General features: G+C 47.9%; 24 protein-coding genes and 3 tRNA genes. 20 read left to right on the top strand and 7 right to left on the bottom strand.

Features of this window, described 5'->3' with window-relative positions; genetic code table 11:
• Positions 1-72: 72 nt before the first annotated feature.
• The 9 genes from ACETK5_RS18670 to ACETK5_RS18630 all read left to right on the top strand — a co-directional run bounded on the left by ACETK5_RS18670 (position 73) and on the right by ACETK5_RS18630 (position 4,805).
• Entirely contained in the window at positions 73-657 is a 585-nt protein-coding gene (locus tag ACETK5_RS18670) for a TetR/AcrR family transcriptional regulator (RefSeq protein WP_100535983.1), read from the top strand.
• Positions 658-874: 217 nt separating this feature from the next.
• Entirely contained in the window at positions 875-1,660 is a 786-nt protein-coding gene (locus ACETK5_RS18665) for a hypothetical protein (protein WP_326112417.1), read from the top strand.
• A gap of 72 nt (positions 1,661-1,732) precedes the next feature.
• Positions 1,733-2,806 (top strand): WXG100 family type VII secretion target, encoded by a 1,074-nt coding sequence (locus ACETK5_RS18660; RefSeq protein WP_100535985.1) that lies wholly within the window; start codon positions 1,733-1,735, stop codon positions 2,804-2,806.
• 14 nt (positions 2,807-2,820) lie between these two features.
• Entirely contained in the window at positions 2,821-3,585 is a 765-nt protein-coding gene (locus ACETK5_RS18655; protein ID WP_100535986.1) for a hypothetical protein, read from the top strand.
• Positions 3,586-3,587: 2 nt separating this feature from the next.
• A complete protein-coding gene (locus tag ACETK5_RS18650; protein ID WP_100535987.1) occupies positions 3,588-3,857 on the top strand; it encodes a DUF4176 domain-containing protein in 270 nt (89 codons plus the stop codon).
• Between the two features lie 44 nt (positions 3,858-3,901).
• Positions 3,902-4,174, top strand: a complete 273-nt coding sequence (locus ACETK5_RS18645; RefSeq protein ID WP_071223018.1) for a WXG100 family type VII secretion target — start codon at positions 3,902-3,904, stop codon at positions 4,172-4,174.
• Between the two features lie 178 nt (positions 4,175-4,352).
• Positions 4,353-4,517 carry a hypothetical protein gene (locus tag ACETK5_RS18640; RefSeq protein ID WP_164817394.1) on the top strand — a complete coding sequence of 55 codons (165 nt, stop codon included), beginning with the start codon at positions 4,353-4,355 and terminating at the stop codon, positions 4,515-4,517.
• 82 nt (positions 4,518-4,599) lie between these two features.
• Positions 4,600-4,676: transfer RNA gene (locus ACETK5_RS18635), tRNA-Met, on the top strand.
• Between the two features lie 55 nt (positions 4,677-4,731).
• Positions 4,732-4,805 (top strand) — tRNA-Ile (locus ACETK5_RS18630).
• A gap of 140 nt (positions 4,806-4,945) precedes the next feature.
• Here the strand turns inward: ACETK5_RS18630 and ACETK5_RS18625 are convergent.
• On the bottom strand, positions 4,946-5,236 hold the full coding sequence (locus ACETK5_RS18625; protein WP_100535988.1) for a phosphatidylinositol kinase: 291 nt from the start codon (positions 5,234-5,236) through the stop codon (positions 4,946-4,948).
• A 259-nt stretch (positions 5,237-5,495) separates the two neighbouring features.
• Positions 5,496-5,594, bottom strand: coding sequence for a YjcZ family sporulation protein (locus ACETK5_RS18620; protein ID WP_207797436.1), 99 nt, complete (start codon positions 5,592-5,594; stop codon positions 5,496-5,498).
• 298 nt (positions 5,595-5,892) lie between these two features.
• Between ACETK5_RS18620 and ACETK5_RS18615 the strand changes: the two genes are divergently transcribed.
• On the top strand, positions 5,893-6,711 hold the full coding sequence (locus ACETK5_RS18615; protein ID WP_100535989.1) for a DUF2935 domain-containing protein: 819 nt from the start codon (positions 5,893-5,895) through the stop codon (positions 6,709-6,711).
• 793 nt (positions 6,712-7,504) lie between these two features.
• Entirely contained in the window at positions 7,505-7,693 is a 189-nt protein-coding gene (locus ACETK5_RS18610; protein ID WP_071223022.1) for a hypothetical protein, read from the top strand.
• Between the two features lie 628 nt (positions 7,694-8,321).
• Here the strand turns inward: ACETK5_RS18610 and ACETK5_RS18605 are convergent.
• From ACETK5_RS18605 to ACETK5_RS18595, 3 genes are all read right to left on the bottom strand, one after another.
• Positions 8,322-9,527, bottom strand: a complete 1,206-nt coding sequence (locus tag ACETK5_RS18605; protein ID WP_100535990.1) for an MFS transporter — start codon at positions 9,525-9,527, stop codon at positions 8,322-8,324.
• A 120-nt stretch (positions 9,528-9,647) separates the two neighbouring features.
• On the bottom strand, positions 9,648-10,247 hold the full coding sequence (locus tag ACETK5_RS18600) for a TetR/AcrR family transcriptional regulator (RefSeq protein ID WP_100535991.1): 600 nt from the start codon (positions 10,245-10,247) through the stop codon (positions 9,648-9,650).
• Between the two features lie 187 nt (positions 10,248-10,434).
• Entirely contained in the window at positions 10,435-11,199 is a 765-nt protein-coding gene (locus tag ACETK5_RS18595; RefSeq protein WP_100535992.1) for a polysaccharide deacetylase family protein, read from the bottom strand.
• A gap of 359 nt (positions 11,200-11,558) precedes the next feature.
• Here ACETK5_RS18595 and ACETK5_RS18590 point away from each other — a divergent pair.
• From ACETK5_RS18590 to ACETK5_RS18580, 3 genes are all read left to right on the top strand, one after another.
• Positions 11,559-11,644: transfer RNA gene (locus tag ACETK5_RS18590), tRNA-Leu, on the top strand.
• Positions 11,645-11,851: 207 nt separating this feature from the next.
• Positions 11,852-12,538: a uracil-DNA glycosylase gene (locus tag ACETK5_RS18585; RefSeq protein ID WP_100539287.1), complete on the top strand. Its 687-nt coding sequence runs from the start codon at positions 11,852-11,854 to the stop codon at positions 12,536-12,538.
• Positions 12,539-12,557: 19 nt separating this feature from the next.
• On the top strand, positions 12,558-12,953 hold the full coding sequence (locus ACETK5_RS18580) for a hypothetical protein (RefSeq protein WP_100535993.1): 396 nt from the start codon (positions 12,558-12,560) through the stop codon (positions 12,951-12,953).
• 101 nt (positions 12,954-13,054) lie between these two features.
• Here ACETK5_RS18580 and ACETK5_RS18575 read toward each other — a convergent pair whose 3' ends face one another.
• Together ACETK5_RS18575 and ACETK5_RS18570 are read right to left on the bottom strand one after the other, a co-directional pair.
• Positions 13,055-14,131, bottom strand: a complete 1,077-nt coding sequence (locus tag ACETK5_RS18575; RefSeq protein ID WP_100535994.1) for an AI-2E family transporter — start codon at positions 14,129-14,131, stop codon at positions 13,055-13,057.
• A 102-nt stretch (positions 14,132-14,233) separates the two neighbouring features.
• On the bottom strand, positions 14,234-14,572 hold the full coding sequence (locus ACETK5_RS18570; protein ID WP_394057110.1) for a L,D-transpeptidase: 339 nt from the start codon (positions 14,570-14,572) through the stop codon (positions 14,234-14,236).
• 181 nt (positions 14,573-14,753) lie between these two features.
• Between ACETK5_RS18570 and ACETK5_RS18565 the strand changes: the two genes are divergently transcribed.
• The 6 genes from ACETK5_RS18565 (at position 14,754) to ACETK5_RS18540 (ending at position 24,028) form a co-directional block, all read left to right on the top strand.
• Entirely contained in the window at positions 14,754-16,577 is a 1,824-nt protein-coding gene (locus tag ACETK5_RS18565) for a sensor histidine kinase (protein ID WP_100535996.1), read from the top strand.
• A complete protein-coding gene (locus ACETK5_RS18560) occupies positions 16,570-18,081 on the top strand; it encodes a response regulator transcription factor (protein WP_100535997.1) in 1,512 nt (503 codons plus the stop codon). Before ACETK5_RS18565 ends, ACETK5_RS18560 begins: the two co-directional genes overlap by 8 nt.
• 128 nt (positions 18,082-18,209) lie before the next feature.
• Positions 18,210-19,685: an ABC transporter substrate-binding protein gene (locus ACETK5_RS18555; protein WP_100535998.1), complete on the top strand. Its 1,476-nt coding sequence runs from the start codon at positions 18,210-18,212 to the stop codon at positions 19,683-19,685.
• A gap of 139 nt (positions 19,686-19,824) precedes the next feature.
• Positions 19,825-20,754: an ABC transporter permease gene (locus ACETK5_RS18550; RefSeq protein WP_165789694.1), complete on the top strand. Its 930-nt coding sequence runs from the start codon at positions 19,825-19,827 to the stop codon at positions 20,752-20,754.
• 53 nt (positions 20,755-20,807) lie between these two features.
• A complete protein-coding gene (locus ACETK5_RS18545; RefSeq protein ID WP_164817402.1) occupies positions 20,808-21,704 on the top strand; it encodes a carbohydrate ABC transporter permease in 897 nt (298 codons plus the stop codon).
• A gap of 26 nt (positions 21,705-21,730) precedes the next feature.
• Complete coding sequence (locus tag ACETK5_RS18540) at positions 21,731-24,028, top strand: glycoside hydrolase family 3 N-terminal domain-containing protein (protein WP_100536000.1); 2,298 nt, start codon at positions 21,731-21,733, stop codon at positions 24,026-24,028.
• Positions 24,029-24,032: the final 4 nt, after the last annotated feature.

The following is a 24,032-nucleotide window of genomic DNA, read 5'->3' as shown; positions in this document are numbered from 1 at the left end:
CATTAGGACTGTAAGCGGCTGTAGCCAGCCATGATGTCCTTATGCTGATATAGAAGGGATATAGTCTAACAGATGAATGCAAAGAAAGAAGCGGTGCTTGAAGCCGGGAAGCGGCTGTTCATGGAGCAGGGGATTTTGCATACGAGCATGGAGCAGATTGCCGAAGCTGTCCCGGTTTCCAAGATGACGATTTATAACTACTATCAGAGCAAAGAGGGCTTACTGGATCATGTCGTGGACCGGATGGTCGAGGAGCTCATGGCGATTTACCGCGATATCATGGATCAGGCAAATGATCCGCTTGAGGCGTTAACCGTCTTCTACAAGGATCAGCACAAATTTTCGGCGTTTGTATCGCAGAAATTTGTGGCGGATCTGGCCAAATTCCCGGAGCAGATGGACAAGCTGCTTCAATTCAACCAGAAATTCGTTGTTCCGGAATTTGAAATGCTGATCTTTAAAGGTCAGCAGCTTGGACAGATACGGAAAGATATCTCTCCCCAGGTATTGGTCGCGTTCCTTACTTTTATCAAGGAATTTACGGCACGGAATGAATGGTACCATGGTCTGGGAAGCCTGAACGCGGTCAGTGAACAGCTGATGACGATTCTTTATCACGGTATTATCCAGCAGGAAGATCCGTCTAATCTAACATGAGAACAAAAACATTCCAGAGGTGATCTCGACCCGGGAATGTTTTTTTATGAAATTTTATGGCTGAACGGTTTGAAAACCGGCTGATTTGGGTATATGTTCCTATAAATTTAGGGCCACGACTTGGTAGAGGGGAAGGAGATGTCTCACCTATAATAGTAATGATAACCTCAAGATTAATGACAAAATAGGCGGGGCTGACCGTAAGGAGGAGAGATCTTTGGAAATTCCGTCCAGGATCCAACTGACCGGCAAACAATTCTTTGTACTAACCGGCATTGTCGGTGCGCGGGCTGTCATTGGGTTAGAGGACCCTTTTCGCGGAACGCTGGCCGAGGAGATGCCTGTAGAAGTGGCTAAGATTGAGCAGGAGCTGCAGGAGAAAGGCTTGATTGATACGGCTGATAACGAGCCGGTTCTTGTGCAGGAACTGCTGGAATACATAGAAGTATGCAGCCGGACCCTGCTAACGATACATATGAGGGTGTCCGGTTCCGACGAAGGGCAGAAGGAGTGTTTCATTTATTACAGTTCAAGCCTGGTGGTAAAGGCCGATATTGAAAGCGGGCCTGACGGTGCGAGAGCCTATGTGCTGGAAGCGCTGGGAACCCCTTCGGAAGCTTGGCTTAAAATCATCCGTCACCTGCAGCTGGAGGATAGGAAGAACCGTGATACAGCTCCATTGGCTATGCCTAAAGGCTGGTTCCAGCAATGGATGAGTGCCGAGCAAGGGGAGCAGGAGCCTCGGAAGTACTTGCTTGCACAAGGCTGCCCGGAATCCGTCGTTTCCGCCTTGGCCGATTGCGTCACCGATCCGGAGAGATATGCTGCCTTCACGGCGTACTATTGTCCGGATCTGAACTGCAGAATACAGGGAATCGAACTGTTGAGAGGAAAGCATTCCAATTGGCTGATTCGCAATGAAGGCGAACAGGATCAAATTTGGGGCGCGACGGTAACTGAGATCATCCGGGAACTCGGCGCAGTCATCGAGCGTATTAAGTGAGAAACGTAGCATCCTGATCCCGCATACTGTAATTTTTGCCTTCTCGATCAATGACATGGAGGATTGTTAGATATGACCAAAATACGTGTGGTACCCGAAATGCTGAACCAGCAAGGAGCAGCGGTATCTGATATTGCACGGGAAGTCCAGCAGCTCCAGGAACGCATGCAGCAGCGTATCCAGAGCATGTCCTGGGAGTCGCGTCATCGTGCCCAGGTCGAACAGCGCCTGGCCCAATGCAGGGCTGCCTGCCAATCGGTGGTAGGCCGTCTGGAGCAGAATCGAGGGCAGCTGGTGAAAAAGGCGGGGGATTTTTCGCAGACCGATCAATCGCTCGGGAACAATCTTACCTTCGGCAAACAATCGATTGCCCAGGTTAGTCCGCATCTGCTGCTTCAGGCGAGTCTGGCACAGAACGGGAATAAGAAAACGGATCCACCCGTGACGGCAGCGGGCGTTGAATTCAATGCGCTTGCGCCTTTCGGCGGAACGGCGGATCAATGGACCGGTAACCCGCTCGCGTCCGCCGGCGTACTGTTCGGTACGGTAACCGCGTCCGGGACGATGTACAAATACTGGGATATGTACCGGAACGGCTTTGGCGTGTGGCTTGAGAAAGACAAGCGCGGCAATATGCGAGCCAATGTGACGAACGGCATGCTGGCCAATATCCGCAAAAAATCCTATGCCGAGTACAATTGGCGGAATCACCCCCGAATTCCAAAATACGTCCTTCCCGGCGCAGCCGTTAAAGACTCGCTCAGCTGGAAGGGGGGCAAGCTTGGTTATGCAGGCATCGCCATGCAAACGGTGGGGAATCTGGTCACGAATATCAACGACAATAAGAGCGGGGCAAAAATAGCCGGAGACGCCGTTGTGGACGTGGGTGTCGGCGTGGGAACCGTCGTGGCTTCCGCAGCGGCTGGCGCCAAGGCAGGAGCCCTCATTGGAACAGCGGTAGGCGGTCCCATCGGCACTCTTGCGGGTGCGGCTATCGGCTTCGGCGTGTCGGTGGGCGCTTCCTATGTCATGGACGGCATCAAGTTCACGGATTTTGACGGGGACGGGAAAAAGGATACTGTCACCGAAGGATTGAAAATGGGGGCAGAGAAGCTAGGTTCTACGATAGCCGGATGGTTCAAATAAGGGGAGTGTCAAAGATGAGCACGAAGATTTCAGAGGAAGAACAGTTTCATTTCCGGTTAATCCCCGCCGAGCAAATTCGGGGCGGTATCGTATGTTTTTTATTTATAATGCTCATCCCCGCACTAGTCACGCTGGCAGCGCCGATGATGTCGGTTTATTTTTATGCGGCGGCGGCGGTATGGGCGGTTATGCTGCTGTGGGGGATTGGTCTGAGTGTAAATCCGTACCGGTCTGAGGTCGGTTTTGTGCTGTACTTGGGGATATACGGATTGGCGCTGGCGGTCACTTGCCAGCTTGCTATACTGAAAATGATGTATGACATGGCCAGAGTTGATTCCATCGGGTATGGGCTTAGCTCGATCGCGGTGATGCTGCTGCTGCTCGTTGTGTTTTATGTTTTGCATTTCAGAGCGCTGCAGCAAGGGACGTACCAGTCCATGGAGCGCAAAGGCGGCGTCGGAAAAGCGGGCAAAGCCGCCTTGCTGTTAGCGGCCATCGGTTACACAGGGTATTACGTCGTGGTGGCGGTAACCGGCGATCTTGGCGGATTTGTGATGGGCATGGCGGCCTTTTCCGTTCTGTTGATTCTCGGTCTGTACATGGCGGTTGTGTTCATTCATCGGTATAGGTTCATCCAAAATAATATGGATAAGCTAAAAGCTCATTATCCTGTACTGGGATTGCCGAAGGAGCAGCGGAACGCCGCGTTTCTGAACAAAATGAATCAGGGCCGCACGACGGCGGCACCGCACCGGAAGAGCAAGAAAAGGAGAGGGTAATTATGACGCAGCAGCTGCTGCCGAACGGATCGATTGTCATTTTGAAGGAAGGCGAGAAAAAGCTGGTGATCTATGGGCGCAAGCAAATTCTGGCGCTAGAGGAGCCGCAATTGTTCGACTATCTGGCTTGCCCGTATCCGGAAGGGTATGTGAGCCCGGAGTTTGCCTACGTTTTTAATCATGAGGATATCCAGGAGATTATATTTACCGGTTACCAGGATGAAGAGGAAGAACAGTTTCAGGCCGTACTGGCTGAGACGAAGGCTACATAACAAACGAGAGTATATCCATAAAGGGAGGAGCGTGAGGTAGATCCATGTCAGGACGTATAGAGGTATCCCCCGAGGAGCTGCGTCGGGCTGCGGCAGACATTCGAAGCGGGAGTGACTACGGCGGGGAATTGGTCGCCCGATTGTCCCAGGTCATTGAAACGTTGAATGCCGAATGGGAAGGCGTTTCCCAGCAGCGGTTTCGTACGGAGGCCGAGGAGACGAAAGCGCAGCTGATGAATTTTATCCAGATGATGAATTCGATGGAGCAGGAGCTTATGAGCATTGCTGCCCGGTTTGCGGAGGCTGACGGCCAATAGGCACGGTTTACTTAAGGTGACAATCAATCGTATTCGTATCCCGATGTGGTACGAGGTATGGCTGATTGTTTTTTTATCGGAAAATCATGGAGAAGTTTGTTAGGCTGCGGTTTTTTTGTGGAAGTTTGGACATAATATGACAGCACCACATTATCATTCGGGCAAGGAGTCGCATAGGATGAACTGGGTATATTACGGAAAGCTGTATACAAGCAAATTTCAGGCAGGGTGCTTTGCTAAACGTTTGGAGCAGGATGGCTGGCTGTTCGGATACCATGACCCGCGGATGGTGGAGGTTTACCGTTCCAAAAAGGGCCGCTATGGCGTGCGGTTTATGCCTTGAGGAAATTCCATTAAAACAGCACTTGACTTGATGCAGGGTAATGGTGTATATTTATTCTTGTCGCTGTTTGATACAGCATTGACGCGGGGTGGAGCAGTTCGGTAGCTCGTCGGGCTCATAACCCGAAGGCCGCAGGTTCAAATCCTGCCCCCGCAACCAATTTTTAAACGATGTATGTATGACGTCCTTATGTTTATGTGTACATGTATGTTCAGGGCCCTTAGCTCAGTTGGTTAGAGCGGTCGGCTCATAACCGACTGGTCGGGGGTTCGAGTCCCTCAGGGCCCACTTTATCGAAGACCCTTGCGATGCAAGGGTTTTTTGCTGTTTATAGGGCTGTTATGCGGAGAACAATAATAGGGTACATATAAAGCCTCAATAGAGAGAGAAAGGGATATGTTTTCTCCATATCCCTCTCAGCCATTGGATCATATGAAGAATGGAAGCAAGAATATAGCACTAATGGGAAAAGGAATACGGCGCTGCAAGAAACGACGACGAGGGAAGAAGCCTGGATGGAAACCGAATTGTCTGTAGGTTGATTCCTGTGCAGGCATCCCTCGCATCTCCTCAATCATTTCATCCGTTGGAACAGCAAGAGTGACATACTCATTATCGACATGAGTAATAAATCCATCATAAGAGTGACCATCTGTTGTATTAATTCCAACATATTGATTCATCAATCTCCAACATAATTGTTTATAATCAGTTTCCATAGTTAACCTCCTTAGGTAAATGTAATACAACATCAGTCTATGGACTATAACCTGAACTGCTCACGACACTTGCCTAGTATCATATTTATGGGCAAATCCCAATTAGGGATATAAATAATTGAAAAAGGCTTGTTCTATGAACTCACACAAAAAAACGGCAAACTAAGAAGTGGAATTAAGTCTTAGTTTGCCGTTTTCTTTTTTGAACTAACGTTTCCCGTTAGGTAGAAATAGCTTTTTCTAAGAACGTGCAACTTAATTAAACGAAAAACGCTCCAGCGATAATAACCAGCAAAATAAATAGGACCAACACTGTACCGACTGAGCCTCCACCATAAGCCCCTCCAACTCCGCTCATTGCACATCCTCCTCAATTTTAAGATACATAACAGGGTATGCATAAAAGAACTGGCGGTGAAGGCGACCCGGCAAAGGCTGTAAATCGAAACTTAATTGTAGAACAATAATGATTTCGCTTGTTAATTTTCCTGCCTCAGATGGCAAATAAGCCGGAGAGGCTTTTTAATTTTTTTACCCTAATTGATCTTGATTTTTATTGTCCGATAGCATATTGAAACATGTCATCCCCATATACTCTGCTATCAAGCAAATATCAATGGTTGTCTTATTAAGTGGCCCGAAAGGTGGGATATGGGTTGTCGGATCCTTTTGTAATCAGATCATTAGATGAGATACGTTTTTGGTCACGCATAATGAAAGAACATTCCTTTTTTCTTCGACTAGGATTTAGGTGCGAGGACACGCAGTTAATTAATGAGGCAAATCAATTTCATAAAATCTTTGAGGATATTGAAAGAAGATCACATTCATTTCAAGCAGATACTGATCCCCAAATCATTAGACAGTTTAATTCAGAAGTTCACAATGCGGCTGCACACATTTGGGCATTTAAGAGAAAGGTACTTGGGCTTATATTACGGTGCCAACTTCCCGGGGGTACAAATTTTCCTCTGCTTGTAGATCATGTTAGCCGAGAAGCAAATTATTTTAAAAATCGGCTAGAGGAACTGAATAACGGGAGACTTGAACCATTACCAGATGCGATTATCGATGAAAATGTCTTTTTCCTAAAAATCATGGCTGACCATGCAAAATTTATAGGTCATCTACTTGATCCATCCGAGCGAAAATTAGTGGAGCAAGCTAGGGAGTTTAGCCAAGACTTTGATACGCTGATGTTTCAAGCCATTGACTTAAGTTCCATGCGTCCACAATCGCAAACCCATCCATTACTAAGTCAATTTGTGGATGAAAACCGTGTTTCAGTCAAATCATTGCGAGATTTTAAGAAGACTGCACGTGACTTAATTGAGGAGTGTCGAATCAAAAGTATCATTCACCCTTTATTAGCAGATCACGTTTTTCGTGAAGCTGAACGTTTCTTATTTATTCTTGACATGTTCGATCGTTCATTGTCTGGCATGAAGGTAAACAAGAAAGAAATCATGCATTGATATAAGGGAGGTATAACTAAACCAGCTCCAAGTGGCGTTCCACACGTCCATAACTATCATGCCCAATTTGAAACTCCCGATTGAACTTATCATGGACGGTCGGCTCTTAGAAGATAATCTAAAAGCCAATAATATACGACCAGATTGGATGGCCGTCGGCTCATAACCGACTGGTCGGGGGGGCGAATTCCTGAGGGCCTACTTTATCGAACACCCTTGCGAATGCAAGGGTTTTTTGCTGTTTAAAGGGCTGTTTAGTTGAGCGGAAAAAACTATGGTGAAGAAGTAGGGTCCTTTTTTGCATTTTGAGAAGCGACTATTTTTCGTCCTTGCTTCTCGAATTTATGTAAATGAGTATGCATACAAAAAATGCAGGGCCAATCGAACCAGTAATGATCCTCATCAACCGCGTTTCGCCAAAATCAAATAGTATATGCCCAATGATGTATAATGCTAATAGAACAATAACCCACCGAAGTATTGTTTTTTTCATTAGCTCACTCCTTATTTAAAACAATTATACTCGAAACAGCAGAACAAACTGTTTTTTTAACTGCTTGATTAACCTGAGGGGCTATCTTGTTCAATGATCGAGGTATCTCCACAATGCAATTACTTCAGTACAGGTTCTTCTCGGTTTAGCTTCTCCCGGAGATCGAGGATTCCTACAAGCTAGATTTGTAATCGGGGGCGACTTACGGTACATTTTAATGGAGTCGTTGGGGACACGCTATTTATACGGCTGCTGCTGGTTGGATGCAGCTCATATTAGTATCTAGGATGGGGGATCAAGGTGTCAGAATGGGTATTGAATCAGTCTTGGGGATTGCCGGTCTTACTCGCCTTCTTGGTGATCGTATTTGTATTTGAGTCCAGGAAAGCCTTCAAGGCATATAAAGAAAAAAGACGTTTTGAATTGGGATGGTCTCTATTGTTTGCGCTTGTGGCTTTATTGGCGATGATCGTCCTGGTGGCTTACTGAATGTAATTCTGTAACAAGCCCTATACATACAATGTTAACTGTTAACATCAAGTCGTAAGAAACAGCCAAAGGAATCGAAAATACAGTATAAATAAGACCCAGCACCGTGGCACTGGGTTTGTTTCTAAAGATGAAGGCCATCGTTTTATAGAGCTCTTTGGAATGGTCTATCTATCAAAGATATAGATGATTAGTACGTGTTTGTGTTTAATTTGCCCAAAATGGAAAATGGTTAGAACAAAGCAGCGACTAAAGAGGGCCAGCGAATGGCCCTCTTTAGCAAGAATGATAATATTGTGATTCTTCTGAAGCGATCCTACAACGCCTTTATTTACTTTACAACGATGATGATGACTACTTTCTTTTGTTTACGACAAGACATAGAAATCACCTCCCGTTGCTAGATAATTCAACATATTCAAATATCGTAAGCTGGCTTGGGTTTCTACTAAAAATAGTTAAATAGAGTATATGGTTTAGTAGTTTTATTAGTCGCCATTTGTATTATTACTGACAAATAAGTGGATAGCCTGAAGGAAAATAAAAAAAGCAAGACCCCGCCAGAAGCTTACGGCGGGGTCTTGCTCAATGATTGGCTGTAAACGTTGAGGAAGGCAGTTACCCTTCGTCAACGCTCATTCATGACGGCTTCCGTAGCCGCCCAGGCTCTGCCGGCGCGCATGGCCAGGAAGAAGCAGAGGATGAGGACGATGGACGCGGAAATGTAGGGAAAGTTGATGTCCACATCAAACAGGTACCCTGCCACCAGCGGTCCGGCAATATTCCCCAGACTGGTGTAGGCCGAGTTCAAGCCGGCCACGTAGCCCTGCTGATCCTTCGCCAGTTTGGACATTTGCGTACCGATGGCGGGACGCAGGATGTCGATCGACAGGAAGACCAGGAAGGTAACGAGGAATATCAGCCAGTATTTATGCACAAACAGGGTTAACAGGATACAGATCCCCGCGGTAAGCAAACTGAGTGTAATGACTCTTTTCTCACCGAACCGGTTCAGGATCCAACCGAATATCGTCGCTTGCACGACGGCACCCGCAATCGATCCGAACGTGATGATCATGGCAATATCTTTAGGGGTGAACCCGAATTTATGATCCACAAACAGGCCGAACACCGTTTCGTAATTGGCAAGACCGAACGAGAGCACAAATACAATAATCAAACTCAGGAAATAAGGTTCCCTGAAAGAACGCACCAACTGGACAGCCAGGCTCTCCTTCTTCCGTCCCAGTACGGTAGGTGCTTCCTGCTTGGCGGATGATTCCGGAAGCAGCAGCAGCGTGACCAGCGCAGCAATTCCTCCCGCAACGGCCGCGGCGTAGAAAGGAACGCGAATGCCAAACTCGGCGATAAATCCACCGATGCCCGGTCCGATGATGAAGCCTGTCGTAATCGCAGCATTAATGAACCCCATACCCCTGGCGCGTTCCTCATTCGAAGTCACATCAGCCGTGTAGGCCATGACAGCGGGCATAATCAGTGCAGCGCCGATTCCGCCCAGCATTCTCGAGGCGAACAAGAGCGGCGGTGTGCTGGCAGCTCCGAACAACCATTCCGATACGGCGAACACAATCATGCCGGAGATGATGATTTTTTTACGTCCGATGGTGTCGGACAATCTTCCCGCAAGTGGCGAGAATAACAGCTGTGTTAATGAAAAAGCGGCAACGAGCATACCTACCGTGCTTCCGCTAATATGCAGTTCCGTCATATAGGTTGGCATAATAGGTATGACGAGCCCGATCCCGGTGAAGACTAGAAATATATTGAACATGAGGAGCAGAATGGCTCCATTGTTTCGCATCAGTAATGACATGATGATTCCTCCAAAAATAAAAGACGATTTAATAAGGCCATGATGAAAATGATCGTCATTCGATTGATTATATACTGAACGTTCGGTTTATAATAGAGCATGAAAAAAGGGGCCTGTTTTTCATGATTTCTTTTCAATGCCATGCAGAAATACTTTGATGGCGGCATGATAAAGGGAAAGGGCATTTTCCACCTTAGTTATACGGGACATCTGGCTTAAGCCAACAATGAGGCTCTCAAAGATGACGGACAGCTGCTCCACATTATGATTCTCAAACTCCCCGCGATCCATCCCTTGCTGCAGCAATTTCTGATTGAATTCCAAATGGCTCCGGATAATCTGGACGATTCGTTGCTCTACTTCCTCGGTAACAGCTCCATTGCTGTTCATAAATTCATCAAGTGCCTTGGAGAAGGGGTGGTTCAGATCATCAAACACCAATTGTTCGGCTATTCCGTACAGCTTGTCGACGGTGGTGATGTAATGCTGCTCTTTACTGTTCCATTTCTGTTCCCACTCGAGGTCCCATTCCTCGATCAGATACAGAAACAGCCCTTCCTTGCTCTTAAAATGATAATAGATATTCCCTTTGCTGCTTCCGGTGGCTTCAACGATCTCCTCTATAGACGTTGATTTGTAACCCTTCTGCATAAAAAGCGCCTTGGCGGCTTCGGCTATGCGTCGCTTGGTATCTTCGGTTTGTTGTTGTTTTTTGTTCACGCATGCACCCCCTCATAACCCTCGGCCATATTCAAAATTTATATACTGAACGTTCGTTCTGTATCTTATCAGATGAAATTGATAAGTTCAAGAGAAAATTGGACTGTGTGTTTCGAATCCAGCAGCTTCAAAAATAACCGTTACCATTAGGAGGCAGCGGTTATTGCAGAACGTGGCATCTGTTTCATTAATGGTTAACTTCAATGAACTTACGCGTTTTCTCGTGATAGGAGAGCAGCTCCGAAACGGTCACAAACTCGTAGCCTCTCTTTTGCAGCTCCGGTAAAATCACTTTGAGAGCCTCTACCGTCTGTGTACTGCTTGGCACAAAGTCGTGCATCAGTACGATGTCTCCATTGTGAGCATTATCCAGCACTTTTTTGACAATCCGGTTAACGCCGGGCTTTCGCCAGTCCAGCGTGTCCTGGTGCCATGACCATAATACGGTCAGCATACCGAAATCCTTGCTCGTTCGAACAATCGCTTCATTATAGCTGCCTCCGGGTGGACGAAAGAGAGCGGTTCGAATGCCGGTTGCATGAAAGATTGCATCCTGCGTCCGGTTCAGTTCGCTCGTTAACTTGCTGACGTTAATATTGTGAAAGGGAGGATGGGAGTAAGAGTGATTGCCGATCTCATGTCCTTCATGCAGCTCTCGCGCTACGATCTCAGGGTGTTTCTCCACCCGGCTGCCAACAACGAAGAAGGTGGCCTTGGCGTTATATTGCTGTAACAGATCCAGAATTTGAACGGTATTCTGCTCGTCCGGGCCATCGTCAAAGGTAAGGGCAATTACCTTGTTGTGTGTGGGGACTTCCCATACAATCTCGCCGCGTTCTTCATAATAACCCCTGCCTTTGGAAGTGGATGGCGCACGCTCGGCGTTGACAACATTCGGGTAGCAAATGGAGGCGGAGATAGCGAACAATATGATGGTTGAGAGTTTTTTCATGGTGGGCGGTATCCTTTTCTCTGCTGTTCTAGTCTTCGCATATAACAATGCAAGCCTATTTATCATTTGGTGATAACGGTAAAATTATTCTTTATGACAAACTGAAGCATTTGAATCGATGAATTAGAGCGGCGGCTCGAAGCAATCGAGAATGAGGCCTAGATGGGGGTGATGCGAAAAATTATGAGTTTCATATATTGACATCATATGGTTGGACATGGTATTATCAATTTTGTCGCTAAGACGAAATGTGCACACCTAGATATCGGAATGAGATCGCAACCTATTGCGAATTCAACGCGTACCTTAGGCTATGGAAGTGAACGTGAACGACGCTAGGAACATGCGCGGATAAATATGCCGGGGTGGCGGAATTGGCAGACGCACAGGACTTAAAATCCTGCGGTAGGTGACTACCGTACGGGTTCGACCCCCGTCCTCGGCATTATAACAGCGTCTGGTAAGATGCAAAATAAGTCGGCCCCTGTATGGGTGCCGGCTTATTTTTTAAATCGACACAAGGTCAATTCATGATGAGTGTTGTTATTGGATTCAAAATGAACGGAAGTTGTAATGGTGTTCCGATTATAGAAATCGCATTCTTTTATGATTCCATGCTGGCCTGTGTGAGGAGGAGAGAGGAGACATGCGGATGTTTAACAATGATTGGGACCTTATTCTGCAGGGAGAAATGGATAGGCCTTATTTTCAAGATTTGATGGAACGGGTGGACGAGGAATACCGGCGAAGCACGGTGTATCCCCCCAAGGAAGATATATTTCGGGCTCTTCAGCAAACATCGTACCAATCAACCAAAGTCGTTATTTTGGGACAAGACCCGTATCACGGTCGTAGGCAGGCACAGGGACTGAGCTTTTCCGTCTCGCCCGGGGTTGCGATTCCTCCATCTTTACGAAATATACATAAGGAGCTTGCTTCGGATCTGGGAATCTCGATTCCCAATCACGGCTCCTTACAATCGTGGGCGGATCAAGGAGTACTGCTTCTCAATGCAGTGCTTACGGTTCGCGAAGGCGAGCCGAACTCACATAAAGGGATCGGGTGGGAGAAATTCACCGACACGGTCATTACGAAACTGAATGAACGTGATCAGCCAATGGTTTTTATATTATGGGGAAGTTACGCACAGAAGAAAGGTTCCTTCATAGACCGAAGCCGGCACAAGGTGCTTGAGTCCAGTCATCCGAGTCCGTTTGCAGCACATAAAGGATTCTTCGGTAGTCGTCCATTTTCAGCATCGAATGCTTTTTTAATGCAAAAGGGTATGGATCCGGTGAATTGGGACATCCCGAGCGCACCGGGCGATGGAGATGAATAATCCGCGAGAGGTGACCTTCATGAAGCATTGGATTGGTCGTCATGTAGTCATTCAGCGTTTAGACGGGGCGAAAAGCACGGTTGAAGGTGTGTTGAAAGGGTGGGATCCCGTTCAGGAAAAAGTGATTCTAGGCCCGGGTGAGCTTGTAATACCGTTTCGAGCTATTCATAGAATTATGCCGAGAAACGCATACCCGGCCTTGAACTCCATCGGTTATGTCGTGAATCATACCATTCAATTCGATAATGCCGTCTATTTTGGATCTTCTGTGATGATATGGAGGGACAATCGACTGGTGTCATCACAGGCCATCCTGACTTCTCACGACGAGGATACCGTTACCCTGTCAAACGGGATGATTTTGCGCAAGGACGAGCATGATTTTGTGGTTCGATCCCTGCGCGGCAATGCGTGATTCTTTTACATAAAGGATGTCCCCAGCAGCCATCGTGAAGTTGGCGGGGACATCCTTTTTTTTGCAAATGGAATTTGTTTGTCTCCAGTAACTCGAGTTTATTATGCGTCCTCTACTTTTTCGGCAAGGAACAGTTCGTAAATCCGTACCACGATAATTTTGACGATCATGTAGGCTGGAATGGCGAGCAGGATGCCAAGCAGCCCGAAGAAATCGCCGCCTACAAGTATGAGGACAATCGTGGTCAACGGGTGAATATCAAGCTGTTTCCCGTAGATAACCGGTGTCAGAATGTTATCTTGGATCTGCTGCGCGATGACAATAACAACAACGGACCATATCGCGATGGAAGGAGATTCGATAAATCCGATAATGACGGCAGGAATGGTCGCCAGCAGCGCACCGATATACGGAATGAAATTCAAGAAGAAGGAGATCACCGTTAAGAGCAGCGAATAGGGCAGCCCGATGATCAGAAATCCGATATAGATCATGATGCTAAGTATAAGATTCAGGATCACTTTGCCGATAATAAAATTGCTGAGTGCCGTATCGATCTCACCCAGCACTTCGCTGCCGTCACGGCGGTATCGTCTTGGCAGGACACTGAGCAGCCTGGGCGGAAGCTTGCTGCCTTCCTTCAGCATGTAGTACAGAATGATCGGAATCGTAGCAATAATAACGACAACGCTGGATACAACGGTGATCAGGTTATTGATGGAGTTGCTGATCCAGGTAATAATCCGATTCATGTACTCCGTCAGTGAGGTAGACAGCTCGGATTCCGTTGGTATATAGCGTGACCAGAATCGATTCTGCTGCAGCTGGTCGATCTGTTCCTGTACACCCTCTACCAGAAAGGGGGTATTGCTGATAAAATTTTCGATCTGTTCGCGGAGTGTCGGCCACACCACGATACCGAAGATGGCGCAGAGACCGGCAAATACGAAATACAGCATCAGGACGCCAATGGATCGTTTGATTTTCCGCCGCTCCAGGTAGTCGACGATCGGCCTGAGCAGATAATAAAAGAAGCCGGCCATCGCGACGGGAACGATCAGCATATTGAACATGGAGACGATTGGCCGGAACAAAAAGCTGATTTCGGATCCTAGATAAATGATCAAGAGCAGTGCGATTATGCCAAAGCATGTCCTGAAATATTTGCTCTGCATCATGGGCAAATCCCTCCATAACAACGAATAGGTAAAATACATAGATACCATGTAACATTTGTATTTAACCAATTTGGGGGGATTTGAAATCACCAGATTATGTTATCAGTTTCGTATGGTGACCCGGGTATGGATGGGCACGAGGGAGGCCAGCTCCATCACATCCTCGTTGTACATCCGAATGCAGCCATGGGAAACGGAGCGGCCGATGGATGAAGGGTCGTTTGTGCCATGGATGCCGTAAGGGGGTTTGGACAACCCTAACCAGTAGGCTCCGAAAGGTCCTCCGGGATTCGGCTGCTTGTTGACGATGGTGTAACTGCCTGGCGGCGTCTGTGTAGCCATTTTTCCAATGGCGACCGGGAACGTACGTACCACGATGTCGCCATCCAGCAGATGCAGCTGAAAATCGGATAAATCGACAATAATGCGGTATTGGGGCATCTTAATCCATCTCCTTCATGATTCATGCTATGAATCAGGGCGAAGACCGGCCCCTAAATTGACCTAAAATAGGCAAATTACACCTTCATGACTTGGTAGAAATTTCACCCATTGATGACGGCCAACCGATGTTATATTTAGGATAAGCATTAACAATGTTTACATCAGGAAGGGGAAACCAATGTCTCCTGCTAGGTTTTATCAAAAATATATTAAAAATAATATGTTTACCAAAATGCTGCTGTTAATCTCTTTGATTGCGGTGGTTACCATTGTCTCCTTGTCGTACATCATGTATTACTTCTTGTTTCAATCGGCCGTTCGCAGCGAACTGGACATTCAGCGAAGAGCGGTAGAGCGGGTGGAGCGGCAATTGAATCAAAAATATGAGAATGCGCAGTCCTATGTAAATGACTTGTACCGCAACAGTTCTCTAGGCCTTGACACTTCCTATTTCCTCATGAACTCGTTTAATGAGTACATGGCCAAGCGAATGGATCGGATCGCGGGCGGCGGGCAGTCCAATTCGGACAGCGTGGTCGCTTATTTCAAGCAGAGGCTGGACGATGACCCGGATATTGAGAATATCATGCTGTACAGCGCGGAGAAACAGTATGTGTATGTATACAAGCAGGGCAGCATGACAAGGCTCTATCAGGCGAATGCCACACATTCATACATCCCCGACGTGATGGCGCTCGAAAGCCAGAGCGTCACATTGCCGAATCTCTGGATTCGCAAGCTGGCCGGAGAAGTGAATTTGCCGTTATTCTCGATCCGGAGCCCGATTAATGATATGACCACATACAAGAATCTGGGGCAGCTGGTTATTTTATATCGAACGGAAGCACTGGATGCCGTCCTGAACAGCGGGGACGATCCCTTGAAGGGATCCGTACTGGTCTTGTCGGGTGACGGCCGCGTGATGTTTGACTCCTCCGGTAAATATTACGGCGAGAAGTATCCTTATGCTGACCGGCTGCTGAATTCCAAAGAAACCGTGACCCTCGATGAAGAATCGTATATTACAACGGCAGCTCACAATCAGGCAGGTTATACGGTGGTTGGAATCACACCTAAGCGTGAGATTGCTGAGTCCTTCCATGGCCTGCAAAACACCATCATCATTGTTGCCCTGCTGTGCATCGTGATTGCGGTATCCATTCCTTCGCTGACGATCGTCAATTACTCCAAGCGTACCGATAACATTATCCGCTTTATGCGCAAGGTAGAGAAGGGGGAATTCGTTGCCCGGATGCAGGATACCAAGGAGGATCAGCTAGGGCAAATCGCAGGCAGCTTTAATGAAATGCTGGATGAGCTTACCCGTTATATCGACAAGGTGTATAAAGCAGAGATTAACCAGAAGAATGCGGAGCTGTCCGCACTGCAGGCAAGAATTAACCCCCATTTTCTATACAACACGCTCGAAGTGATTCGAATGAGAGCACTCTCGCAGGGGGCGCAGGATGTCGGCGATATGATCTACAGCTTGTCGATGCTGTTCAAGAATATCGTACAGCATAAGTCCCATTATACGCTGAAGGATGAGCTGGAGGCGTGCAGGCTCTATCTGGAGCTGTTTCGCATTCGCTATAAGGACAAGTATATATACAAAATGCATTGCGACGATCAAATCAAACATGTGCCGATGATCAAAATGTCGCTGCAGCCGCTGATTGAGAATTATATCGTTCACGGCCTGCGCAGCGATCAGGATGACAATTGGCTGACGATTAACGCGATCCAGCAGGATGATGATGTCGTGATCGAGATTAAGGATAACGGGAAAGGGATCGAGCCGGAGCAGCTGGAAGAGATCAAATCGCGGCTGGACATGGCCGAATCAAGTGAAGAATCGTTTGGTCTGCGGAGTGTGAATGAGCGATTAAAGCTGACGTTTGGAAGTTCGTACGGAATGGACATCCAGAGTGAGCCGGGTAACGGAACGACGGTGACAGTGAAATTTCCGGTGGCAGAAGGGAAGCTGAATAACGATGTATAAGGTATTTATCGTGGACGATGAGCCGTTCATTATCGAGGGATTGGTTGATGTCGTGGATTGGTCGAAATATGGCATTGAGGTGGTCGGTCATGCGGAGAATGGTCGTCAGGCACTTGAGAAGATGGCGGTCATTCCGGTTGACATTCTCATAACGGATATATCGATGCCTGTGATGACGGGACTTGAATTGATCGAAGGCGCACGAAAATTAAACCGTAATCTGAAGGTGATTATCCTGAGCGGATTCGACGACTTTGCCTATTTGAAGGAAGGCATGCGTCTTGGGATCGAGAATTATTTGCTCAAGCCGATCAATCTGAAGGAATTGGAAGAAACGATTGCCAGCACAACGGATAAAATGAACAAATCCAGAAGAGAAATGAGACTGGACGAGTACGACATTAACATATTGCGAAGCAATATCCTATATCGCTGGATCACGGACCGGATTGAGCCGGAGGAGCTGGAGGAGCGGGCGACCCTTCTGGGGCTGAGTCTGAATTTGCCTTACGTCATGGCGTCTATTCTGAGAGCGGATTTCACGCCGCTGGAGAGCTGTCTGTATCAATTAATGGACCAGGAGCCGGGCGTCCTGTATTTCCGGGACAACGACGGCGATCACGTGGTGATTTTTATGATGAAAGATCCGGACACGGAAAAAGCGAGAGCCATCCGGCTCCTACAGCAGGTGCGCGAGTACTGCTATGAAGAGGAGCTGTCCATCTCGCTTGGCAGCGTGGAAAGCCTCGGCGGTAATTATAAGGACAGTTATCTTCACGCCAAGGAGGCACAGGAATACTATCTCGTTCTGGAGCAGCCTTCCTACGTGGATTATGTTGATGTTCAAGCCAAGAAGGGAGAAGCGGCGGAATCCTATTCCGTACAGTGGCCCGAATATGCCAAAGGCATCGCCGGAAGGGACAAGCAGGTGCTGTTTGATTTGATCGACAGTGATTTTGACCGGCTTCGCCATACGCAGGGGATGATACCGACAACACTCAAGAGCATTGCGGTCGAGATGGTCATTCGCCTGAAACTGGAGCTGAACGATATTCAATATACTGCAGCCCCTGATTTTGTGAAAAATACGATTACCGATATTATGGATTCCGTATCGATCGACGATCTGATTACGGCCGTGAAGGACGGGGTCGGCGGGCTGGTCGATTCGCTCAACAATGACGTGAAGAGCCCTGTCATCCAGCAGATTCTGCATCATATCCAGCACCATTATAACGAGGATTTGTCGCTGAAGGTGTTAGGCGCCCAATATCATATTCATCCCGTCTATCTGGGGCATCTGTTCCATAAAGAGACCGGAGAGAACTTTACGGAGTATATTAACCGGTACCGGATTGAAAGAGCCAAGGAGCTGCTCCGAAACTCTTCAACGAAAGTACAAGATATCGCAAAAAAGGTAGGTTATTGGGAAACTGGTTATTTCTATAAACAGTTCAAAAAATTTGTCGGCGTATCGCCGAGGGATTTTCGAGGAATGCTCTGATTGATTTAATCAGAGTTTTTTTTCTTTATTTTCACCATAATACCTTTAATTTTTCGCCTATGTGAAACTGCTTTCATGGGATAACCTTAGAAGTGTAGAGACACAAGGATTCAAAAGGGAGGATAAACATGAGTAAATCGAAAAAGAAATGGCTCCTGCCGCTAACGCTTCTATTGTCCGCATCCATGCTGTTGTCGGCATGTGGGGGTAATAAAGAGAGTGCAGGAGATGGCGGGGGAACTGCCGAGAAACCGGTTGAGCTGATCTGGTACACCATCGGAACACCTCAAAAGGATGTCGACAAGGTTGAAGAAGAAATCAATAAATACACGGCTGAGAAGATTGGTGTAACCGTTGACATGAAAATGATCGACTTCGGTGATTACAACCAGAAGATGCAAGTCATGGCAGCTTCCGGCGAACCGATGGATATCCTGTTCACAAGCTCATGGGCGTTTGACTATGTGCAAAATGCACGTAAAGGCGCATTCATGGAATTGGACGGGCTGATCGAAAGCCATGGACAAGGCATTAAAGACGCGATTGACCCTGCGTTCCTGGAAGGTTCCAAGGTTGACGGTCACAATTATGCGATTCCGGCAAACAAAGAGCTTCCTGCTCAAGAAGCATGGCGCTTTAATAAAACATTGCTTGATAAATACAACCTCGATATTTCGAACGTGAAATCGATGGAAAGCTTGGAGCCACTGCTGAAAACGATCAAGGAAAAAGAACCAAACGTTGTTCCTTTGGCGATCAGCAAAGACTTCGGTCCATTGCTTCCGTTTGACTACATCATCGAAAAAATGCCAATGGCCGTATACCTGGATGACAAGGAAGAGCTGAAAGTCGTGAACTTCCTCGAAATGCCGGAAACGATGGACATGCTGAAATTGATGAACAAGTACTACAAAGCGGGATACATTTCCCCAGAAGCAGCTACAACAACTTCGACGCAAGATCTGATGACTTCCGGAAACTGGTTCACGGATCGTGCGGCAACGCAGCCGTTCGCAGACAATCTGTGGAGCCAAAGCTACGGCTATCCGGTCGTATCCACTCCGGCTGGCGACGCAACAATCTTTAACTGGTCGGTAATGGGTTCGATGCAAGCGATTTCCGCTAACTCGAAATACCCTGAGAAAGCCATGGAGTTCCTGAACCTGCTGAACACAGACGTATATCTTCGCAACCTGGTTGATTCCGGTATCGAAGGCGTGCACTACAAAAAGCTTAGCGAGAACGTAATGGAAAACTTGCCAGAATCGAAAAACTACGACATGCCTACCTTCGCGCTTGGTAATGTCATGCTGACTTACTTGAATCCTGAGGATCCTGAGAACAAATGGGAAGAGTTCAAGAAGTTTAACGAGTCCGGTCAGGCTGCTCCGCTTCTCGGTTTCAACTTCGATCCAACCAAAGTATCCACAGAGCTCGCAGCTGTCAACAACGTAAAAGAAGAGTTCTGGGCGCCGCTGATGACAGGTACCGTGAATCCTGAAGAGTTCCTGCCAAAAGCGAATGAAAAGCTGAAAGCTGCTGGTCTGGATAAGATCATCGCTGAAGCACAAAGCCAAATTGATGCTTGGAAAGCAAGCAAGTAATAACAATGCATGAAGCGGTTCTCTAGTCCCAAGGACAGCAGATACCGCTGCAGCATGAACAAGGACGGGGCGGCGGATGTTCACCGCCCTTCTTTTGTTCATTTCATGCACATCACGAGGAGGGGTAAGCGTGAGAGCGATCGGACAGTTTTTCAAAAATATTATGACGAATAAGGCCATGCTGTTCATGGTTTTGCCGGGGACCCTGTGGTTTCTCTTATTCTCATATTTGCCTATGTTCGGGACTATTATTGCATTTAAGGAATACCGCTTTAGCCGTGACGGGTTCTGGGCAAGTATCGTTAATAGTGAATGGGTAGGGTTCCAAAACTTTAAATTCCTGTTCAGTACCAACGATGCTTACATCATTACGCGCAACACCGTTCTTTATAATTTCGTGTTCATCATTTTGGGTCTCATTCTATCCGTAGCGCTGGCTATCGTATTGTCTGAAATCGTGAATAAGAAATTGGCGAAAGTCTATCAAACCGGTATGTTTCTGCCGTATTTCTTGTCTTGGGTTATCGTAGGTTATTTTGCATTCAGTTTCCTGAGCATGGATAAAGGGATGCTCAATCAGATTTTGGGCTGGTTTGGCATGGAGCCGGTTCAGTGGTATTCCGAAGCCAAGTATTGGCCGATATTCCTGACGTTAATCAGTTTGTGGAAATCCGTTGGTTATAACAGTGTCGTTTATCTGGCGGCGATTATGGGGATCGACAAATCCCTGTACGAAGCGGCCATGATTGACGGAGCGAACAAATGGCAGCAGATTAAAGCCATCACGCTTCCGATGCTGAAACCGCTGATGACCATTTTGACTCTTCTTGCGATCGGTAAAATCTTCTACGCAGACTTTGGTCTCTTCTATCAAGTGCCAAGGGATTCGGGAACCTTGTATTCCGTAACGAACGTCATTGATACCTATGTATATCGTGGTCTGAAAACAACAGGCGAGATCGGAATGAGTACTGCTGCGGGTCTGTACCAGTCGGTAGTCGGATTTATTCTGGTTATGGTATCGAACTATGTCGTTCGTAAATATGACAAGGATAACGCATTGTTCTAATCGATCAATCTACCAAGAAGGGGGTATGTGATGTGTTCAAATCTAAAAGCAAGATGAAGGATTTCCATCAGCTTTCATCCGGGTGGAATGTCGTATTCAACCTGATTGCCGGTATTTTCGCGTTCCTGTGTGTATTTCCGTTCCTATTCGTTATGATCATTTCATTTACAGATGAAGGCTCACTGGCCCGTAACGGATACCAAATCTGGCCGGAGAAATGGAGTCTTGAGGCTTACAAATATGTATTCCAGACAGGCGATACGCTTCTTCGTTCCTACGGCGTTACGATTTTTGTCACGGTAGTGGGTACGCTGATCAGTTTGTTTATTATTTCGCTGTATGCCTATGCTGTCTCCCGTAAAGGGTTCAGATACCGGAACTTCTTCTCGTTCTTTGCATTTTTCACGATGCTGTTTAACGGGGGTCTGGTACCGACTTATATCGTTGCAACGCAATTGCTCGGCCTAAAAGATTCGATCTGGGCTTTGATCCTGCCATTGGCGGTCAATGCTTTCTATATTATGATTCTTCGAACCTTCTACAGCACCAGCGTTCCGGATGCCATCATTGAATCCGGTAAAATCGACGGTGCGAGCGAGTTTAAAATTTTCTACAAGCTGGTATTGCCGCTATCCCTGCCGGGTCTGGCAACCATCGGGTTGTTCAGCACCTTGGGGTATTGGAACGACTGGTTCAACGCATTGCTCTACATTGATGATCCGAACCTGGTTCCGCTGCAATCCATGCTCATGCGGATTGAGACCAGCATGCAGTTCATCCTGCAGAACTCTCAGAATTCATCACTTAGCATGGCCGCTTTGCAGAGCATGCCGCAGGATACTTCGCGGATGGCGATGGTCGTTCTGGCAACCGGACCGATTATTCTGGCCTATCCGTTCTTCCAGCGCTATTTCATTCAAGGTCTGACCATCGGCGCGGTTAAAGAATAAATTCTTCATGTACCGGAGGGTATGAGATGACATATAAAGATTCCAGTAAAACCATTACGGAAAGAGTGGAACATCTTCTTGGCCTGATGAACCTGGAGGAAAAGGTTGGGCAGCTGATCCAGCCGTTCGGCTGGAAGACCTATGAAGTGAATGAAGGCCGGATTACCTTAACGGATTCATTTAAAGAGCAAGTGAAAAATGGCGGCGTCGGATCCCTTTACGGGACCCTACGCGCCGATCCATGGACCGGTGTAACACTTGAGACCGGTCTTTCTCCGCGTGAAGGAGCGGAAGCCGTCAATCACATCCAGCGCTACGCTATTGAGCAATCGCGTCTGGGTATTCCGATCCTGATCGGGGAGGAATGCTCGCATGGGCATATGGCCATCGGCGGCACGGTCTTCCCGGTGCCGCTGTCTATCGGGAGCACATGGAACGTGGATTTATACCGCGATATGTGCCGTGCCGTCGCGCTGGAAACACGCAGCCAGGGCGGAGCGGTCACCTATTCGCCGGTGCTCGACGTCGTGCGCGATCCAAGATGGGGACGTACCGAGGAGTGTTTCGGTGAAGATCCATACCTGATCAGCGAATATGCGGTCGCATCGGTCGAAGGCCTTCAAGGCGAGTCCCTGGACAGCCCGAGCAGCGTTGCGGCGACGTTGAAGCATTTTGTGGGCTATGGCAGCTCCGAAGGCGGAAGAAATGCCGGACCCGTGCATATGGGCACGCGCGAGCTGATGGAAGTGGACATGCTGCCGTTCAAGAAAGCCGTGGAAGCGGGAGCTGCATCCATTATGCCGGCCTATAACGAGATTGACGGCGTGCCGTGCACCGTCAATACCGAGCTCCTTGACGGCATTCTCCGCAAGGAGTGGGGCTTTGACGGCATGGTAATCACCGACTGCGGTGCCATCGATATGCTGGCGAGCGGCCATGATACCGCTGAAGACGGAATGGATGCCGCCGTTCAGGCCATTCGTGCCGGCATCGATATGGAGATGTCGGGCGAGATGTTTGGCAAGCACCTTCTGAAGGCAGTCGAGTCAAATAAGCTGGAAGTCTCCGTATTGGACGAGGCTGTACGCCGTGTATTGACGTTAAAATTCAAACTTGGATTGTTCGAGAATCCTTATGTGGATCCGCAGGTAGCCGAGGAAGTGATCGGCAGCGAGCAGCATGTCGGACTTGCCAGGCAGCTTGCGGCGGAAGGCATCGTTCTCCTTAAGAACGAAGCAAAGGCCCTGCCGTTATCCAAGGAAGGCGGCGTGATTGCCGTCATTGGACCTAATGCCGATCAAGGATACAATCAGCTTGGGGACTATACTTCTCCTCAGCCGCCGGCAAGCGTGACCACCGTACTGGACGGAATTCGTGCGAAACTGGGGGATGAAGCGAAGCGTGTATTATATGCTCCGGGCTGCCGCATTAAGGACGATTCCAGGGAGGGCTTTGAATTGGCATTAGCTTGTGCGGATCAGGCCGATACCGTGGTCATGGTACTGGGCGGTTCCAGCGCACGCGACTTTGGCGAAGGCACGATCGATTTGCGCACAGGGGCATCAAAGGTTACGGATGACGCTTTAAGTGACATGGATTGCGGCGAAGGCATCGACCGGATGACGCTCCAGTTATCTGGCGTTCAATTGGAATTGGCCCAAGAGATTCATAAGCTTGGAAAGCGGATGATCGTTGTGTATATCAACGGCCGGCCAATTGCGGAGCCGTGGATCGACGAGCATGCCGATGCCATCCTTGAAGCGTGGTATCCGGGTCAGGAGGGCGGCCATGCGGTAGCGGACATTTTGTTCGGCGATGTGAATCCGTCCGGCAAACTGACGATGTCGATACCGAAGCATGTCGGACAGCTGCCGGTTTACTATAACGGCAAGCGGTCGCGCGGTAAGCGTTACCTCGAAGAGGATTCTCAGCCGCGTTATCCGTTCGGATACGGGCTTAGCTATACCGAATTCAGTTATTCGGATATTCAGATTACTCCTGAAGTGATCGGAACAGACGGTACGGCCGTTGTTTCTGTGAACGTTACAAATAGCGGTGACCGCGAAGGCTCCGAAGTTGTACAATTATACGTAAGCGATGCTGCCAGCAAATATACGAGACCGGCGCGTGAGCTGAAGGGCTTCCAGAAAATTTTCCTGCAGCCTGGAGAGCGCTGCAAAGTGGAATTTACCGTCGGTCCGGAACAGCTTCAATATATCGGTCAAGATTACCAGCAGGTGGTTGAGCCTGGGCTGTTCCGTATGATGATAGGCAGACACGTGAACGATACGCTGAGTGCAGATCTGACCGTACAGGAGGGTTAAATGA

Origin of the sequence: Paenibacillus ilasis (assembly GCF_043195395.1) — a bacterium.
GTDB lineage: Bacteria > Bacillota > Bacilli > Paenibacillales > Paenibacillaceae > Paenibacillus_AQ > Paenibacillus_AQ lautus.
This window is presented reverse-complemented; position numbering and strand designations above follow the sequence as displayed.

Bases quoted from the DNA above. Each gene is read 5' to 3' on its own strand.
- ACETK5_RS18670 (WP_100535983.1), top strand. From the start codon at position 73: ATGAATGCAAAGAAAGAAGCGGTGCTTGAAGCCGGGAAGCGGCTGTTC.
- ACETK5_RS18660 (WP_100535985.1), top strand. From the start codon at position 1,733: ATGACCAAAATACGTGTGGTACCCGAAATGCTGAACCAGCAAGGAGCA.
- ACETK5_RS18655 (WP_100535986.1), top strand. From the start codon at position 2,821: ATGAGCACGAAGATTTCAGAGGAAGAACAGTTTCATTTCCGGTTAATC.
- ACETK5_RS18650 (WP_100535987.1), top strand. From the start codon at position 3,588: ATGACGCAGCAGCTGCTGCCGAACGGATCGATTGTCATTTTGAAGGAA.
- ACETK5_RS18645 (WP_071223018.1), top strand. From the start codon at position 3,902: ATGTCAGGACGTATAGAGGTATCCCCCGAGGAGCTGCGTCGGGCTGCG.
- ACETK5_RS18640 (WP_164817394.1), top strand. From the start codon at position 4,353: ATGAACTGGGTATATTACGGAAAGCTGTATACAAGCAAATTTCAGGCA.
- ACETK5_RS18625 (WP_100535988.1), bottom strand. From the start codon at position 5,236: ATGGAAACTGATTATAAACAATTATGTTGGAGATTGATGAATCAATAT.
- ACETK5_RS18620 (WP_207797436.1), bottom strand. From the start codon at position 5,594: ATGAGCGGAGTTGGAGGGGCTTATGGTGGAGGCTCAGTCGGTACAGTG.
- ACETK5_RS18605 (WP_100535990.1), bottom strand. From the start codon at position 9,527: ATGTCATTACTGATGCGAAACAATGGAGCCATTCTGCTCCTCATGTTC.
- ACETK5_RS18595 (WP_100535992.1), bottom strand. From the start codon at position 11,199: ATGAAAAAACTCTCAACCATCATATTGTTCGCTATCTCCGCCTCCATT.
- ACETK5_RS18585 (WP_100539287.1), top strand. From the start codon at position 11,852: ATGTTTAACAATGATTGGGACCTTATTCTGCAGGGAGAAATGGATAGG.
- ACETK5_RS18580 (WP_100535993.1), top strand. From the start codon at position 12,558: ATGAAGCATTGGATTGGTCGTCATGTAGTCATTCAGCGTTTAGACGGG.
- ACETK5_RS18575 (WP_100535994.1), bottom strand. From the start codon at position 14,131: ATGATGCAGAGCAAATATTTCAGGACATGCTTTGGCATAATCGCACTG.
- ACETK5_RS18570 (WP_394057110.1), bottom strand. From the start codon at position 14,572: ATGCCCCAATACCGCATTATTGTCGATTTATCCGATTTTCAGCTGCAT.
- ACETK5_RS18565 (WP_100535996.1), top strand. From the start codon at position 14,754: ATGTCTCCTGCTAGGTTTTATCAAAAATATATTAAAAATAATATGTTT.
- ACETK5_RS18560 (WP_100535997.1), top strand. From the start codon at position 16,570: ATGTATAAGGTATTTATCGTGGACGATGAGCCGTTCATTATCGAGGGA.
- ACETK5_RS18555 (WP_100535998.1), top strand. From the start codon at position 18,210: ATGAGTAAATCGAAAAAGAAATGGCTCCTGCCGCTAACGCTTCTATTG.
- ACETK5_RS18545 (WP_164817402.1), top strand. From the start codon at position 20,808: ATGAAGGATTTCCATCAGCTTTCATCCGGGTGGAATGTCGTATTCAAC.
- ACETK5_RS18540 (WP_100536000.1), top strand. From the start codon at position 21,731: ATGACATATAAAGATTCCAGTAAAACCATTACGGAAAGAGTGGAACAT.